Source organism: Paludibacterium yongneupense DSM 18731 (assembly GCF_000422925.1).
Taxonomy (GTDB): domain Bacteria; phylum Pseudomonadota; class Gammaproteobacteria; order Burkholderiales; family Chromobacteriaceae; genus Paludibacterium; species Paludibacterium yongneupense.
The window spans coordinates 21,952-36,183 of the sequence record NZ_AUGZ01000023.1; the positions used below are offsets into that span (position 1 = coordinate 21,952).

Annotated in this window: 15 protein-coding genes; 2 read left to right on the forward strand and 13 right to left on the reverse strand. The window is 63.2% G+C overall.

Annotation, left to right across the window (positions count from 1 at the left end):
* Window positions 1–28: 28 nt before the first annotated feature.
* From G520_RS0109540 to cadR, 8 genes are all read right to left on the reverse strand, one after another.
* Entirely contained in the window at window positions 29–505 is a 477-nt protein-coding gene (locus G520_RS0109540; protein WP_036665925.1) for an LEA/WHy family protein, read from the reverse strand.
* Window positions 502–1,392 (reverse strand): LysR family transcriptional regulator, encoded by an 891-nt coding sequence (locus G520_RS0109545; protein WP_028535458.1) that lies wholly within the window; start codon window positions 1,390–1,392, stop codon window positions 502–504. The genes G520_RS0109540 and G520_RS0109545 overlap by 4 nt, the downstream gene beginning before the upstream one ends.
* A 905-nt stretch (window positions 1,393–2,297) precedes the next feature.
* On the reverse strand, window positions 2,298–3,092 hold the full coding sequence (locus G520_RS0109550) for a transglutaminase family protein (RefSeq protein WP_028535459.1): 795 nt from the start codon (window positions 3,090–3,092) through the stop codon (window positions 2,298–2,300).
* A 9-nt stretch (window positions 3,093–3,101) separates the two neighbouring features.
* Window positions 3,102–4,043, reverse strand: a complete 942-nt coding sequence (locus G520_RS0109555) for an alpha-E domain-containing protein (RefSeq protein ID WP_028535460.1) — start codon at window positions 4,041–4,043, stop codon at window positions 3,102–3,104.
* A gap of 23 nt (window positions 4,044–4,066) precedes the next feature.
* On the reverse strand, window positions 4,067–5,497 hold the full coding sequence (locus tag G520_RS0109560; protein ID WP_028535461.1) for a circularly permuted type 2 ATP-grasp protein: 1,431 nt from the start codon (window positions 5,495–5,497) through the stop codon (window positions 4,067–4,069).
* 112 nt (window positions 5,498–5,609) lie between these two features.
* Window positions 5,610–6,347 (reverse strand): proteasome-type protease, encoded by a 738-nt coding sequence (locus G520_RS0109565; protein WP_028535462.1) that lies wholly within the window; start codon window positions 6,345–6,347, stop codon window positions 5,610–5,612.
* A gap of 80 nt (window positions 6,348–6,427) precedes the next feature.
* Entirely contained in the window at window positions 6,428–7,075 is a 648-nt protein-coding gene (locus G520_RS0109570) for a YiaD family glycine zipper/OmpA-like lipoprotein (protein ID WP_028535463.1), read from the reverse strand.
* Window positions 7,076–7,094: 19 nt separating this feature from the next.
* Window positions 7,095–7,559 carry a Cd(II)/Pb(II)-responsive transcriptional regulator gene (cadR, locus tag G520_RS22305; protein ID WP_036665927.1) on the reverse strand — a complete coding sequence of 155 codons (465 nt, stop codon included), beginning with the start codon at window positions 7,557–7,559 and terminating at the stop codon, window positions 7,095–7,097.
* Between the two features lie 174 nt (window positions 7,560–7,733).
* On the opposite strand from cadR, the gene G520_RS0109580 reads away from it, so the two are divergent.
* Window positions 7,734–8,219 carry an acyl-CoA thioesterase gene (locus G520_RS0109580; protein ID WP_028535464.1) on the forward strand — a complete coding sequence of 162 codons (486 nt, stop codon included), beginning with the start codon at window positions 7,734–7,736 and terminating at the stop codon, window positions 8,217–8,219.
* Window positions 8,220–8,282: 63 nt separating this feature from the next.
* Complete coding sequence (locus G520_RS0109585) at window positions 8,283–8,933, forward strand: TIGR01621 family pseudouridine synthase (protein WP_028535465.1); 651 nt, start codon at window positions 8,283–8,285, stop codon at window positions 8,931–8,933.
* Here G520_RS0109585 and G520_RS0109590 read toward each other — a convergent pair.
* The 5 genes from G520_RS0109590 to G520_RS0109610 form a co-directional block, all read right to left on the reverse strand.
* The gene (locus tag G520_RS0109590; RefSeq protein ID WP_028535466.1) at window positions 8,921–9,715 is read right to left on the reverse strand and encodes a ChbG/HpnK family deacetylase; all 795 of its coding nucleotides are present in this window, start codon (window positions 9,713–9,715) and stop codon (window positions 8,921–8,923) included. The genes G520_RS0109585 and G520_RS0109590 overlap by 13 nt on opposite strands.
* A complete protein-coding gene (locus G520_RS0109595) occupies window positions 9,712–10,098 on the reverse strand; it encodes a GtrA family protein (RefSeq protein WP_028535467.1) in 387 nt (128 codons plus the stop codon). Before G520_RS0109595 ends, G520_RS0109590 begins: the two co-directional genes overlap by 4 nt.
* Window positions 10,088–11,089 carry a glycosyltransferase family 2 protein gene (locus tag G520_RS0109600; RefSeq protein WP_028535468.1) on the reverse strand — a complete coding sequence of 334 codons (1,002 nt, stop codon included), beginning with the start codon at window positions 11,087–11,089 and terminating at the stop codon, window positions 10,088–10,090. Before G520_RS0109600 ends, G520_RS0109595 begins: the two co-directional genes overlap by 11 nt.
* A 42-nt stretch (window positions 11,090–11,131) precedes the next feature.
* A complete protein-coding gene (locus tag G520_RS22310) occupies window positions 11,132–12,571 on the reverse strand; it encodes an ArnT family glycosyltransferase (RefSeq protein ID WP_036665929.1) in 1,440 nt (479 codons plus the stop codon).
* Window positions 12,572–12,712: 141 nt separating this feature from the next.
* Window positions 12,713–14,089: a peptide MFS transporter gene (locus G520_RS0109610; protein WP_036665930.1), complete on the reverse strand. Its 1,377-nt coding sequence runs from the start codon at window positions 14,087–14,089 to the stop codon at window positions 12,713–12,715.
* Between the last annotated feature and the right edge of the window lie 143 nt (window positions 14,090–14,232).

A 14,232-nucleotide genomic window follows, 5' to 3' on the forward strand; every position in this document is an offset into this window, starting at 1 on the left:
CAATAAATTTTTATTGATAAACGATGTGTCATTGGCCGCGTAGCGCGGCTGGCAGCTTCCACTTGCCCTCGCTCTTGAACGGCACGCTGCCGAGTCCTTCCAGGCCGTCCAGATGACCGACGATCTGGTAGCCTATCTCGCCGTTGCCAGACTGCAGTATCGCATTGAGGTGTTTGAACCAGGTCGCGAGAGTGGTATGCAACTGAATCTTCACCAGCCCGTCGCTCAGCGCCGGAACCGAGATCGGCTGGCTGCTGACGCCCGTGGCGAGCGTATCGCCATCGACGTGGACTTCAAAGGACAGCCCTTGCGCGCTCAGGGCGCGCGAGTTCGGGTTCTGCACGCGCAAGGTGACGTCGAAATTCTGTTCCAGCAAGGTCGAATGGGCCGGAACGATGTCGACGACGCCGATTTGCGGTTTTTTCAACTGCATCACGCCACAGGCGGCGAGCAGCAGCAGGCCGCCCAGCAGCGCGATACGCAGCACGCTAGCGATTCGGTTCATTTCAATTCACCCAGCACTTCGCGCGTGAGGTCGATCCAGGCGCGCGCGGCGTGCGACAAGTAGACATTTTTTTGCCAGATGACCGCCAGGTGCCAGACGATGCGGTCTTCGTCGAGCTGCACCACGTCGAAGGGCAAGCCTTCGAGCCGGCTTGCCACGATCTGCGGCAATAGCGCGATGCCGAGCCGCGACTGGACCATGGCGACGATGAAGTCCCAGTGTGCGCTGCGACCGGCGATATGGATAGGCTTTCCGATGCGGGCGAAGCCTTCGAGGATGCGCGTGGTCAGCGAGAACTCTTCGGGGTAGAACACGATGGGCTCGTCGGCGAGCTCGTCAAGCTTGACCGATTTGCGGCCTTGCCAGCGCGAGCCGGCGGGTGCGACCAGGCACAGGGGGTCGCGCGCGAAGGCCAGGTGGTCGAAGACTTCGCTGTCGAGGGGAAGCACGGCGACCCCCACTTCGAGCTGGCCGGATTTGACGCTGCTCTCGATCGAGCGGGCGCCGTCTTCGACCATGGTCAGTTCGATATTGGGATAACGCTCGCGAAACGCGCTGACGACCGGGGTGACGAAGGCGCCGCCAGCCATGGGCGGCAGGCCGACCACCAGTTCGCCGTGCGACAGCGCGGCCAGGTCGGAGAGTTCGGTGCGCAGGCGCGACATTGCCCCCAAGACATCCTGTCCGCGTGCGAAGGCGACCTTGCCCGCATCGGTCAGGCGGAAGTGGCGTCCGTCGCGAATGAACAGGGGCAGGCCGAGTTCTTCTTCCAGCTGCTTCATCATCTTGCTGATGGTCGGCTGGGTGACGAAAAGGGCGTCGGCCGCGCGGGTGAAGCTTTGCTGGCGTACGACTTCGGCAAAATAGCGAAGGGCTCGAATATCCATGTGACTCATTCCCATGTGGAACTGAATAGATGATTTTAATTCATTTTTTGAATGGAAGCAGCCTCGCTATACTCAGCTTACTCCTTGTGTTGTGTTGTGTTACTCAGGCCGCTTCCGCTCCGTCGGACACATGAAGAGACGTAAGGTAACCCCCGTACCGAGCGTCAACCGGAGTGTGGTCCGCGGGCGGCAAGCTACTGAGCGGTCGGTGCCTGCCAGGTGTGCCAGCTCGATGCTGAAAAGTTTGACAGTGTCGGCGGTGCTCTGGCCAGGTTGACTGCATGGCCGATTCAGCGTGTTTGAGCGCGCGCCGGATCGGGTAGTTCACTGCCCCGCATGTTATATGCAAGCGGGTTAAAGAATTCGCTGTACGCGCGGCCATGGTCGCGATTGTAGCAAACCTTGTTCTATCCGTGTGCTGTGTGGGCGGCATACGTTGTCTCTCTGTAATCTCCCATAACGAGCGTTGTTGGGCCAGCCACTGTAGCTGGCCCATTTTTTTTGTGTTAGCGCTAACAGCTCAAAATTATCAACGATATCGCCGTGCGGCAGAAGGCTTGGCGCGGTGCGGTATCCTGTTTGTCCCGGATGGCCGAACGGCAGGCCTGCGCCTGCAGCCGTCGTACGCGGGGCGCATGTCCTGCCGCCACGATTCCGCAAGCGCGGCCCTGCCGTATCCCGTTCCCCGTTTCCGATGATGCAACGACGACGATGCGCGCCTTGCGCAGCCGCGGCGGGTTCGGTCGGGCAGGGGCGGTCAGGCGTTTCGGGGGGCAAGCCGTTCACGTCGCGGCTGGCGCTGTCGACTGCGATGAGGGGGCAGGGGGCGTGCCGGACGAAAGCTTCGCATGAAGAGGCGGCTGGGAAAGACCGGCCGGCCCTTCCCGTCGCTGGCGTCTTCTTGGCTATTGTTCGTCGTGCGAGACGATGGCCTGCGACGAGAGCGCTTCTTCGCCCCCGCCGAGGCGGACCCCGCGTACCGGGCAGGCGTCCTGATAGTCATGGCCGATGGCGAGGCGCACATAGTGCCCGTCGGTCAGACAACCGTTGCTGATATCCATGCCCCACCACGCGTCATCGCGCCACACCTCGACCCAGGCATGGCTGTCTACATGGCTGCGGTCGGTCGCAAGATAGCCGCTGACGTAGCGGGCCGGAACGCCGAGGCGGCGGGCACAGGCGAGGAAGACATGGCTGTGATCCTGGCACACGCCAAGCCCGGCGGAGAACGCTTCGCTGGCGCTGGTCAGCGAGTGGGTGACACCAGGCGTGAAGGGCATGCGCAGGCGCAATTCCTGCGCCAGCCGTTCCAGGCCTGCGCCGCATTGTGCGCCGACATCGGCGGCAAAGCCGTCGGCGAAATCGGCCAGCGGGGCGTCGACACGCGTCAGATCGCTGGGGCGCAGGAACAGCGCCACCGGCAAGGCACCGGCTTCATGCGGCGTGCCGATGTCATCGCGTGTTTCAACGACTCCACTGGCGACAAGGCGGATCGAGCTGTGCGGCTGATCCAGCGTCATCACATGCAAGACATTGCCATACGCATCGATGCCCGGCACGACCGATCCCGGCAGGTCGAGCTGCCAGTCGTGCACCTTGATCAACGGAGACGGACGCGGGGTCAGGCGCAGATACTGCGTACTGCGCGTGACTGCCGTACCGTACTGGTAGTGGGTTTCGTGTTCTATGGTCAGTTTCATCGCGGACTCTCAGACTGTTTCCAGATAGGCGGTACGGATGGACTCGCCCAGGCGGTGAGCCTCATCGAGAAATTCGGACAGGAAAACATGCAGCCCGCGCTGCAGCACTTCGTCGACGTTGCAGTATTTAAGCCGGATCGCCAGCTTCTCCGCGAGCATCTTGACCGTGCGCCCGGGGTCGTTGTCGCTGCCGCGCGTCTCGATCTGCGGCAGTATGGCGCGGATCTCGTCGCAGCAGGCGCGCAAGCTGCGCGGCACATCGGGGCGCAAGACCAGCAGTTCCGTTACGCGCCTTCCTTCCAGCGTGTCGCGGAAAGCGGCATGGTAGGCCTCGAAGGCGGACAGTGCGCGCAGCAGCGCGCTCCACGCATAGTAGTCGCGGGCGCTTTCGGCGTGTTCGGGCGCAATCAGTTTGGCACGCACGTCCAGCATACGCGCGGTGTTGTCCGCCCGCTCGATAAAGGTGCCGAGGCGGATGAAGCAATAGGCATCGTTACGTTGCAGCGTACCATAGGTGGCGCCGCGGAACAGGTGCGAGCGTTCCTTGACCCAGTCGAAGAATTCGCTGACGCTGGTGATCCCGCGTTGCTGGCGCTCGCGCGCCTCGAGCCAGGTCGTGTTGATGGCCTCCCACATTTCTGCAGTGATCTGTCCGCGCACGGCATGGGCATTCTCGCGCGCGGCTTTCAGGCAGCCGAGAATCGACGCCGGGTTTGCCTGGTCGAGCGCCATATAGTCGATCAGATGGCCGGTGGTAAGGGGGGTGCCGCGCGCGGTGAAATCCTCGAGCACCCCGGTGACGACGAGGGGGGCCGACCATTCGGCGGCGGCGCTGCGCGATTGCGGCAGCAGCGAAAGCGTATGCGCGACATCCAGCATACGAACCAGATTTTCAGCTCGTTCCAGATAACGCGACATCCAGTAGAGCTGGGCTGCGGTACGAGACAGCATGGCGTTTCTCCGAACAATGAGGGTCAGGGCGCTTCCAGTACCCAGGTATCTTTGGTCCCGCCGCCCTGCGACGAATTGACCACCAGCGAACCGGCCTTGAGGGCGACCCGGGTCAGACCGCCTGCGACCATGGTGATTTCGCGTCCGGACAGGACGAATGGGCGCAAATCGATGTGGCGCGGTGCGATGCCGGCTTCGACGAAGGTCGGGCAGCTGGACAGGGCCAGCGTCGGCTGGGCGATATAGTTGCCCGGATCCGCGACCAGGCGTTCGCGGAACTCGGCGATCTCGCGTGTGCTGGCGGCAGGGCCGACCAGCATGCCGTAGCCGCCTGCGCCGTGAACCTCCTTGACCACCAATTCGGGCAGATGGGCGAGCACGTAGGCGAGATCGTCTTCCTTGCGGCATTGCCAGGTCGGGACGTTGTTGAGAATCGGCTCCTCGCCCAGATAAAAGCGGATCATCTCCGGCACATAGGGGTAGATAGACTTGTCGTCGGCGACGCCGGTGCCGATGGCATTGGCCAGGATGACGTTGCCCTGCCGATAGACCGACAGCAGCCCGGGCACGCCGAGCATGGAGTCGGCGCGGAAGGCGAGCGGATCGAGATAGGCGTCGTCGATGCGGCGGTAGATGACGTCGAGCCGGCGCGGCCCGGCCGTGGTGCGCATGTAGACGAAGCCGTCGCGCACGAACAGGTCCTGCCCTTCCACCAGCTCGACCCCCATTTGCTGGGCGAGAAACGCATGCTCGAAATAGGCCGAGTTGAACGGACCGGGCGTGAGCACCGCCACCGTCGGGTTGTTGGCCAGACTCGCGTGGCGCAAGGTATCGAGCAGCAAGGTCGGATAGTGCTCGACCGGTGCCACCGCGTAGCGCGCGAACAGGGCCGGGAACAAGCGCATCATCATCTTGCGGTTTTCCAGCATATAGCTGACGCCGGATGGAACGCGCAGATTATCTTCCAGCACGAAATACTGGCCATCCGAGTGCCGGACTACGTCGACCCCCGAAATGTGCGAGTAGATGTTGTGCGGCAGGTCGAGTCCCTGCATTGCCGGCTGGTACTGGCTGTTGGCGAACACCTGTTCCGCCGGAATCAAGCCGGCGCGCACGATGTCGTGCTCATGATAGATATCGTGCAAGAAGCGGTTGAGCGCCTGCACCCGTTGCCGCAGTCCGGCTTCGAGCACATGCCAGTCGGCGGCGGGGATGATGCGTGGAATCGTGTCGAATGGAATCAGCCGCTCGGCACCGGCCTCGTCGCCATAGACGGCAAAGGTGATGCCGACTTTGTGAAACAGCATATCGGCTTCGCGGCGGCGGCGCGCAAGCGAATCGGGTGGCTGGGAGTGCAGCCATTCGGCAAATGCCTGGTAGTGCGGCCGCACAGCGCCCGATGCCAGAAGCATCTCATCGTAGTGGCCCGGGGTGGGAAGGGTCAGCGCATGCATGGCAGAGCTCTCCTGAGTGTCCGAGTGTCCGCGCGCAAACGAATGTTCGCGCGCTCCCGTCCCTATCAGCAAAGGCCATGCCAGGCCCGCGCAGCCTGCGCCTGCGCCTATGTCATACGGCGTCGAACCAGTCGGCGTCGGGCAGGCGGCTGAAGACTTCGCGCAGCCCCTCGCCCCAGCCGCGACAGACGGCGCTGAAGTAGGGGTCGTCTGCGCCGATGCGCTGGATGGCACTTCTGGCGAAGCTATCGCTGCGGTAGAGCAGCATGTCGATCGGCAGCCCGACCGACAGATTGCTGCGGATAGTGGAGTCGAACGAGATCAGGGTGCATTTCGCGGCCTGGGCCAGCGGTGTGTCGTAGCGCACCACCCGGTCGATGATGGGTTTGCCGTATTTGGCCTCGCCGATCTGGAAGTAGGGCGTATCGGACGTGGCTTCTATGAAATTGCCTTGCGGGTAGATATGGAACAGCCGCGGTGCTTCGCCCCGGATCTGGCCGCCTAGCAGAAAAGCGGCACCGAAATCGACGCCCTGCTGCAAGGTTTGGCCGCCGCTGTCGCGTTGCATGACCTCGCGCACGGTCTGGCCGACGAGTTCGGCAGCGTGGTATAGCGTAGGCACGTTCAGCAGGTGGGGGCCGTCGTGCGTGGTGCGTGTCGATAGCAGACTGATCACGCTTTGCGTCGTCGCCAGATTGCCCGAGTTGAGCAAAACCAGCTGCCGTTCGCCCGCCTGCTCGAACACATTCATTTTACGGAAGGTGGCGATATGATCGACACCGGCATTGGTGCGCGAGTCGGACGCGAACAGCAGTCCGCTTTCGAGGCGCATGGCAACACAATAAGTCATGGCGAAGTTGTAATGAATGGTTCGTGTTTCAGCGTAGCTCAGGCGCGCGTACGGGCGCAAGATCCCGTACGCGGACCGGCTTATTGGCGTACCGGGTCGATCAGTATTTCGACACGTCGATTGCGTGCGCGCCCGACAGCGGTCGCGTTGCTGGCGACCGGCTGGCTCATGCCGACGCCCATGGTGCGAATGCGCACCGAATCGACGCCGCTGGATGCCAGTACCGTGGTCACCGCTTCGGCGCGCCGTTCCGACAACTGCTGGTTATGCGCAGCCGTGCCGGTGTTGTCGGTATGGCCGATCACGGCGATGGTGGTGGCCGGGTATTGGACCATGATGCTGCCTACATTGGCCAGCGCGGCGCGCGCGCCCGGCTTGACTTCGCTTTTGTCGATGTCGAAGCTGATATTGTCGGGCAGGGTCAGGCGGATCTGGTCGCCGATGCGCTGCACTCCGATCTGGGTCTGGGCGAGCTGCTCGCGAAGTTTCGTTTCCTGGTAATCCATATAGCCGCCGATGCCGGCGCCGACGGCGCCGCAGGCCAGTGCCGCGTTGCGCGCGTCCTTGCCGCTGCGGGTCGCTCCGATCGCGCCGCAGGCCAGGGCTCCGCCGATGCCGTAGAGCGCGGCTTTGTTCAAGGTGCTGCTACCGGTCTTGGGATCGGTGGTGCAGCCGGTCGCGACCAGGGCGATGGCCAGCGCGCTGGCGATAAGGCGTTTGCAATGCATACGGATGACTGTCTCCGGTTCAGGTGGATTCGGTATGGCCGTGCCGCGTCCCATCGCCAAACGGCGTATGGCAGGCGCACGCTTCGCCCTGCGCGGCGTCGACCAGCGTGCGAAGGATACCGCAATGGGCGGCGTCGCGACTAGCCGGGCACCGTTCTCGCAAGGCGAGCAATTGCTGCTCGAGCAATTGCAGCGATTCCACCTGCTGATGCACGGTTTCAAGGTGGCGGTCGATGAGGTCGTTTATTCCGGCGCAATCCTGCTGTGGATCGCTGCGGAAACCTGCCAGGATGCGCACTTCGGCCAGGCTCATGTCCAGCGAGCGGCAGTGCAGTATGAAGTTCAGTTCGCCGAGGTGTTCGCTGCGGTAGCTGCGATAGCCGGCGGCCGTGCGTTCCGGCGCGGACAACAGGCCTTCATGCTCGTAATAGCGGATGGTTTCCACTTCGCAGCCGGCCTGGCGCGCTAGTTGACCGATCAACATGCCGTTCTCCTCAAACAGGGTTTACCTTATAGTAACTTCAGGCTTGGCCGTTTGCCACCCCTGGACTGCCGTGGAGTCGATCGGGGGTCCGGACGACGTTCTCGTCCGGGCGGGACTGCGCGTCAGACGCAGGCTCGGCTATGATGGCGGCACGAATGATTCCGGGAGAGCGAGATGGAAACGAAGGCAACGCGCGAGCGCGAATTGATGATGTCGGTGTTGATGACGCCGGATATGAGCAATTTTTCCGGCAATGTGCACGGCGGCGTGCTGCTCAAGTTGCTGGATCAGGTTGCCTATGCCTGTGCCAGCCGCTATGCGGGCTGTTATGTGGTGACCCTGTCGGTCGATCAGGTGCTGTTCAAGCAAGCGATCCATGTCGGTGAACTGGTGTCGTTCATGGCGTGCGTCAATCATGTCGGACGCACCTCGATGGAAGTCGGGATCAAGGTGGTGGCGGAGAATATCCAGGAGCGCAGCACCCGGCACACCAATAGCTGCTACTTCACGATGGTCGCGCTCGAAAACGGGCGTGCGGTTCCCGTTCCCGCTCTCAGCCTGGAGACCGAGCTAGATCGCAAGCGCTTTCGCGAGGCAGGAATCCGCAAACGCATGCGCATCGAAGCCGAAGCGCGGATGGCGGACGAGCTCGGTGCCTAAGCGGATGGGGGGCGCCGCGGCCTATGGTGGTAGAATCGCAACCCCATTCAGCCTGGTGCGACCATGTTCGACCTGATCCGGACCGACCCGCGTTTCTATCTGATCAATAAACACCCGGGCGTCAGTTTTCATCGCCAGGGCGACGAGGCCGGCTTGATCGAGACCTTGCGGCAGGTCTTGAACGACGATGCGCTGTGGCCGGTGCATCGTCTCGACCGGCTGACGTCCGGACTGGTGCTGGTCGCACGCAGCGTCGAGGTCGCGCGGGATCTGTCCGCAGCCTTTGCCGGGCGGCGGGTCGAGAAAGTCTATCTGGCCCTGTCGGATCGCAAACCCGCGCGCAAACAGGGGCTGATAAAGGGGGATATGGAGAAGGGGCGCGGCGGCGCCTGGCGCTTGACCCCGGGGGACGAAAACCCGGCGCTGACCCGCTTCGTCAGCACTTCGCTGCGCCCCGGACTGCGTCTGTTCATCCTGCGCCCCGAAACCGGCAAGACCCACCAGTTGCGGGTGGCGCTGAAAAGTCTGGGGGCACCGATCCTGGGCGATACCCTCTATCGCGGCAGCGAATCCGACCGCGGCTATCTGCACGCCTATGCACTGTCCTTCGAACTGGATGGCGAGAGGCAGCGCTATTACTGCCCGCCCAGCGCAGGGGCGGCGTTTCTGCTGCCCGAGCTGCGGGCGCAGTTGCCTGGCATTCAACTGCGATAAGGACCGATTTCGATACCGGCCGCCAGGCAATCCTCGGCAAATGCGTCGCTGGCCAGGTAGCGGTACTCGGCGGCGCGCGCGGGCCGGATCGGGTCGTCCGCGTCCCGGGACGGTTGTCCCGGATGACACATCATCAGACCGCCATCGGGGCAGAGCGCGAGCCAGCGCTGCATCAGTGCGCGGAAATCGGCGCCTTCGCTCAGCGAGTACATTCCGGCAAACCAGGGCGGGACCGCGGCGCCGGTGCGAGCGCCCAAGTCGGCGAAGCCATGGCAACAGGCTCGCAGTATCGTACTTTTCAGCCGACTGTCGCCGGTGTCGGCCAAGCGGTCCGGCGCGCGAAGATAGGGGCGAGCGTCACCGGCCCAGCGCTGGGCGATGGCGTCGGCAAGCGCATCGCGGATGACTGGCAGCGCATGGACATGCTGATGGCCGTCGATGAAGTCGGGCAGGCGGCCCAGTTCTTCGGCGAAGGCGTCAATCTGCTCCAGAAGCGTGCGCCTGATCGCATCCCGGTCGATACGCCGCAGTTGGCTTGCGAGCAGCCAGTGAGAGAGCGGACGCTGTCCTGCACCGAATGGGTGCGTCAAATTGAAGTGCAGACCGATATCGGCGCGGCCATGCACCAAACGCAGCTGCCGCGCCTGCACGCGCCAGTGCGGGGACTGCGAGAACGCGCTGGTGGCGCCGAGCCGGCCAGCGGCGATCAGTTCGGCGATGCCGGCGCTGATCGCCGCCGACTGTGCATAGTCGTCGGCGCACAAGATCAGGCGGCGCGTCATGTGGCTGCGGCTCCGGCGAAGGCCCAGAGTTTGCTGAGCGCAAAGGTCAGTACGGCGACGGCAAACAAGACGATGAGCAGCGCGATGCGGTAGTCGAGGGGCGTGTAGCGCAGCAGGACGAAGTACAGTGCCTCGTTGACGGCGAAGCTGAGGCAGGCCACGGCGAAAAACCGGGGGGCAGACTGGCTGTGCGCCACGTCGTGCGCGCGGAAGGTCAGACGGCGATGGCCCCAGTAGCTGACCTGGAAGGCGAGCAGGAAGGCCCCGACATTGGCCAGCAACGGCGCTGCACCGAGCGGTACCAGGATCAGGCTGACGCAGGCGAAGTGGACCGCCAGCGCACTGATGCCGACCACGCCGAACCAGAACAGCTCACGATTCATCGCTGGAGGCCGGGCGGCGGATGCGGGAGACGAAATACGACGGCCGCAGCTTGACCTCGGTGAAGATGCGCCCGATGTACTCGCCGAGCACGCCGATGGAGAGCAGTTGCACCCCGCCGAGGAACATGATGCCGACAGTCAGCGTCGGCCAGCCGCGCAAGTCATTGCCAAATAGCAGGGTTTCCATCGCGACGTAGGCGGCATAGCCGATCGACGTCAGCGAAATCGCGCTGCCGATGATGCCCCATACGCGCAGCGGGACGTTGGAGAAGGAGGTGAGGCCGGTCAGTCCGAGACCGAGCAGACGCCATAGATTGAAGCTGGACTTGCCCGAACGGCGTTCGTCAGTGCGGGTCACGATCGCAATGCGCGTGAATCCGACCCAGTTGTACAAGCCCTTCATGAAACGGTTGCGCTCGGGCATCTGGCGCAAGGCATCGAGAATGCTGCGATCGAGGATGCGGAAGTCCTGGGTGTTTTCCGGAATCTTGTGCGGCGTGCCCAGGTTGAGCAATGTGTAAAAGGAACGGGTGAACCAGCGCTTGGCCATGGTCTCGCCTTCGCGGCTCGCGCGTACGCTGTAGACCATGTCGTAGCCCTGGCGCCACTGGCGCATGAATTCGGGGATCATTTCCGGGGGATGCTGAAAATCGCCGTCGATCAGGACGGCGGCATCGCCGCGCGCATGGTCTATACCCGCTGTCAGTGCGATTTCCTTGCCGAAGTTGCGCGAAAGTTGCAACAAGGTGACCGGCAGATTCGCGCATTCTTCGATGACCCTCTCGACCGTGGCGTCCCGGCTGCCATCGTCGACGACGATCAGCTCATGGCGCAGCCCTTCGCGCGCGAGAATGGCGTCGACGGTCTGCAACATCAGCACGATGTTCTCGGCCTCGTTGAAGGCGGGAACGATGCAACTGATCAGGGGATCGGCCGGGCGTTCCGCTGCGCGCAGGCGCAGCAGGTAGTCCGGAACAAATTCATGATTCATGGCCAGTCCTGTTTGGCTGTACTGGGGTCCCGAAGGGCCCGGTCAGTGGCGGTTTTTCTGCAGCAGCAGGAAGGTTTCGCCCGGATTGTTGAAGCGGCCGGCTTCCCGGAACGCGGCCTGGACCGCGGGGGGAAGCGTGGCGTATTTGTCCTGTGGCAGCGCAATGTAGTCGATCTGCCCGTCCTGCAGCAGAGCGAGCGCACGCGCGGGATCGGTCGTCGTCTTCGCGCGGCCTCCCGTGTAGAACTCGGCGGAAAACTCGCGGCGCGAGTCCCAGAATAGCAGCTGGCTTTGCGGAGTCGGGGACAGGGTGCGCCAGGCTTCGATCAAGGGCTTCTGGGTGCGCCCTATCTTGCCGGGAAAAGCGGCGAAGCCGACGATGGCGACGAGCCCGATCGCGGCGGAAAACAGGCCGGCGACGGCCAGCCCGCGGTAGGGGGCGCCGGGGGCGTGGCGGCGGCGCAATTCGGCGAACAGCAATGCGAAGCCGGGGAGCATGGGCATCGAATACGGCCAGATGATATTGCCGGACAAGGTGAAGAACAGCAAGGTCATGACGCTCCACAAACCCAGATAGAGCAGCCAGCCGTCTGTATCGCGCGCGACGCGGGAGCGGAAGTGGCGCACGAGCCAAGCCACTGCCGGCAGCGACCACGGCAGCAGCGCGGCGAAGGTGTAAGGCCAGATCATTCCGCGCGGAGTCGCGTGCGCGAAGCCGTAACGGTCGCCTTTCCAGCCTGAATCAAGGAAGCGGCCGAAATGCTCTCCCATGATGAAATAGTGCAGGAAGCCCGGGGTGCGCTGTTCTGCCAGCACATACCACGGCGCTGCGATCGCGATGGCGAGCAGGGTGCCGCTGATCCACGGCAGCCGCAGCCAGATCGGCCGCCACGCTCCGCGCGCGATCACCCACAGCCCGATCGGCATCGCCGTCAGTACGACCGCGACCGGACCCTTGGCCAGCATGCCGATGCCGATGCCGACAAAGAACAGATAGCCCCACAGGCGTCCCGGACGGGTCAGGGCATGCCAGAAGGCGACCTGGATCAGCGCCACGCTGAACATCAGCGCCGAATCGGTCATGACCGTGCCGGCGGTGGCGAAAAACAGCACGCCGCCACCCAGCACGAGCGCGACGATCATCGCGCTGTCGTCATCCTGACGGCGCCAGGAGAGCGTCTGCGCCAGCCATATCGTCAACAGCGACAGGATGAGCGAAGGCAGACGCGCGGCCAGTTCGTTGACGCCGAACAGCGTCATGGACAAGGCGGATGCCCAGGTCGACAGCGGCGGCTTGGCCCAGAACGGAATGCCGTAGTCGTGCCACAGCGTGACCCAGTTTCCGGTTTCCAGCATCTTGCGCGCGATTTCCGCATAGCGCGCTTCGGTCGTGTCGTTGAGCGGGATCCAGGCCATCGCCGCCAGTCTGACCAGCAGCAGAATGCACAGCACCGTCAGCGCGGTGCGTTTACTAGAATTCATGCGGTTACCCGTGCAAGACCGCCGTCCGCGTGTGCGGGCGGCGGCGTATATTCAGTCAAAGCCTGAATTTTATACCAGAGCACGGCCTTGGGAGATGACGATTATGGAAATGTCGCCGTAAAACCCGGTCTTGTTCGTAAATTAGTGTAATCCGTGCATCATCCGGCTCAGCCGTCTGGACAGCAGGAATAACAGCAGGGACGCCAGGCCGGCCGAAATCACGAACAGCATGAAGAAGTCGTGCAGGTCGCGGATGGGCATGCCGAGCAGCAGCGGAGCCGGCCGACCCGGGTCGGGGTAGAGCGCGGAGAGCATGCCGGCAAATTTGTTGGCGGCGGCATTGGAGAGAAACCAGATCCCCATCATCAGGCTGGTAAAGCGCACCGGCGAAAGCTTGACCACCAGCGACAGGCCGATGGGGGAGAGGCACAGCTCGCCGAAGGTATGCAGCAGATAGAGGCTGCACAGCCACATCATGCTGACTTTGACGCCGGGGGCGAGGCCGGTGACGCCGAAGGCGATCACCAGATAGCCTATCGCCAGGCACAGCAGGCCGAGCGCCATCTTCAGCGGGGACGAGGGTTCCATGCCTTTCTGGCCCAGGCGCGTCCAGATCCAGGCGAATACGGGTGCGAACAGCACGATGGCCACCGGGTTGATCGACTGGAAGTAGGAGGCGGGCACGGTGAAGCCGAGCATCTGCCGCTGCGTCTGTTCTTCGGCGAAGAAGGTCAGCGAGGCGCCGGCCTGCTCGAAGGCGGACCAGAAGAAGATGACAAAGGCCGACACGATCAGAATGACGGCAAGCCGTTCGATTTCGATGCGCGTCAGCGGCGCGTGGCGGACGGGCGTGCCGGAGTCGTGATGGCGCTGCGGCGGCAGGCCGATGGCCCGGCCTTCCGGGGTGACCAGATAACGGTTCTTCAACGTCGCGAACACGATGAGGCTGATCAGCATGCCGATGCCGGCGGCGAGAAAGCCCCATTTGAAATCGCGCGGGTTGCCGGTGTCGCCGAGCGTGCCGCAGATCAGCGGCGCGATCAGGGCGCCTGCGTTGATCCCCATATAGAACAGCGTAAAGGCGGAGTCGACGCGTTTATCGCCTTTGGGGTAGAGCTGGCCGACCATGGATGAGATATTGGGTTTGAACAGACCGTTGCCGATGATCAGTGCGACAAGACCCGCATACATCAGCAGCATGGCCGTCGACAGCGCACCGTCGTGCATCCAGCCCGAGAGGAACATCAGGAACTGGCCGGCGGCCATCAACAGGCCGCCGAGAATGATGGAGCGGCGGTTACCCCAGTAGCGGTCGGCGATATAGCCGCCGATCAGAGGGGTCAGGTAAACGAGGCCGGTATAGTTCCCGTAGATGGCCGAAGCTTGAGCCTTGTCCATGAGCAGGGCCTTGACCATGAACAGAACGAAGATGGCGCGCATGCCGTAGTAGCTGAAACGTTCCCACATCTCCGTTACAAAGAGCAGATAAAGCCCTTTGGGGTGAGATTTTTGATTCATTGTGACTTCCTGGCCGATTGGTCCGCAATTTTTCTTTTTTCGCATCGGGCTCGCGCGCGATGCGGGGCCATGATGATAGCGAGCAAATCGCTTCATGTGAACGTTTTTTATGGCCGGGCGGGCACGATGCCGGTCGCGGACCG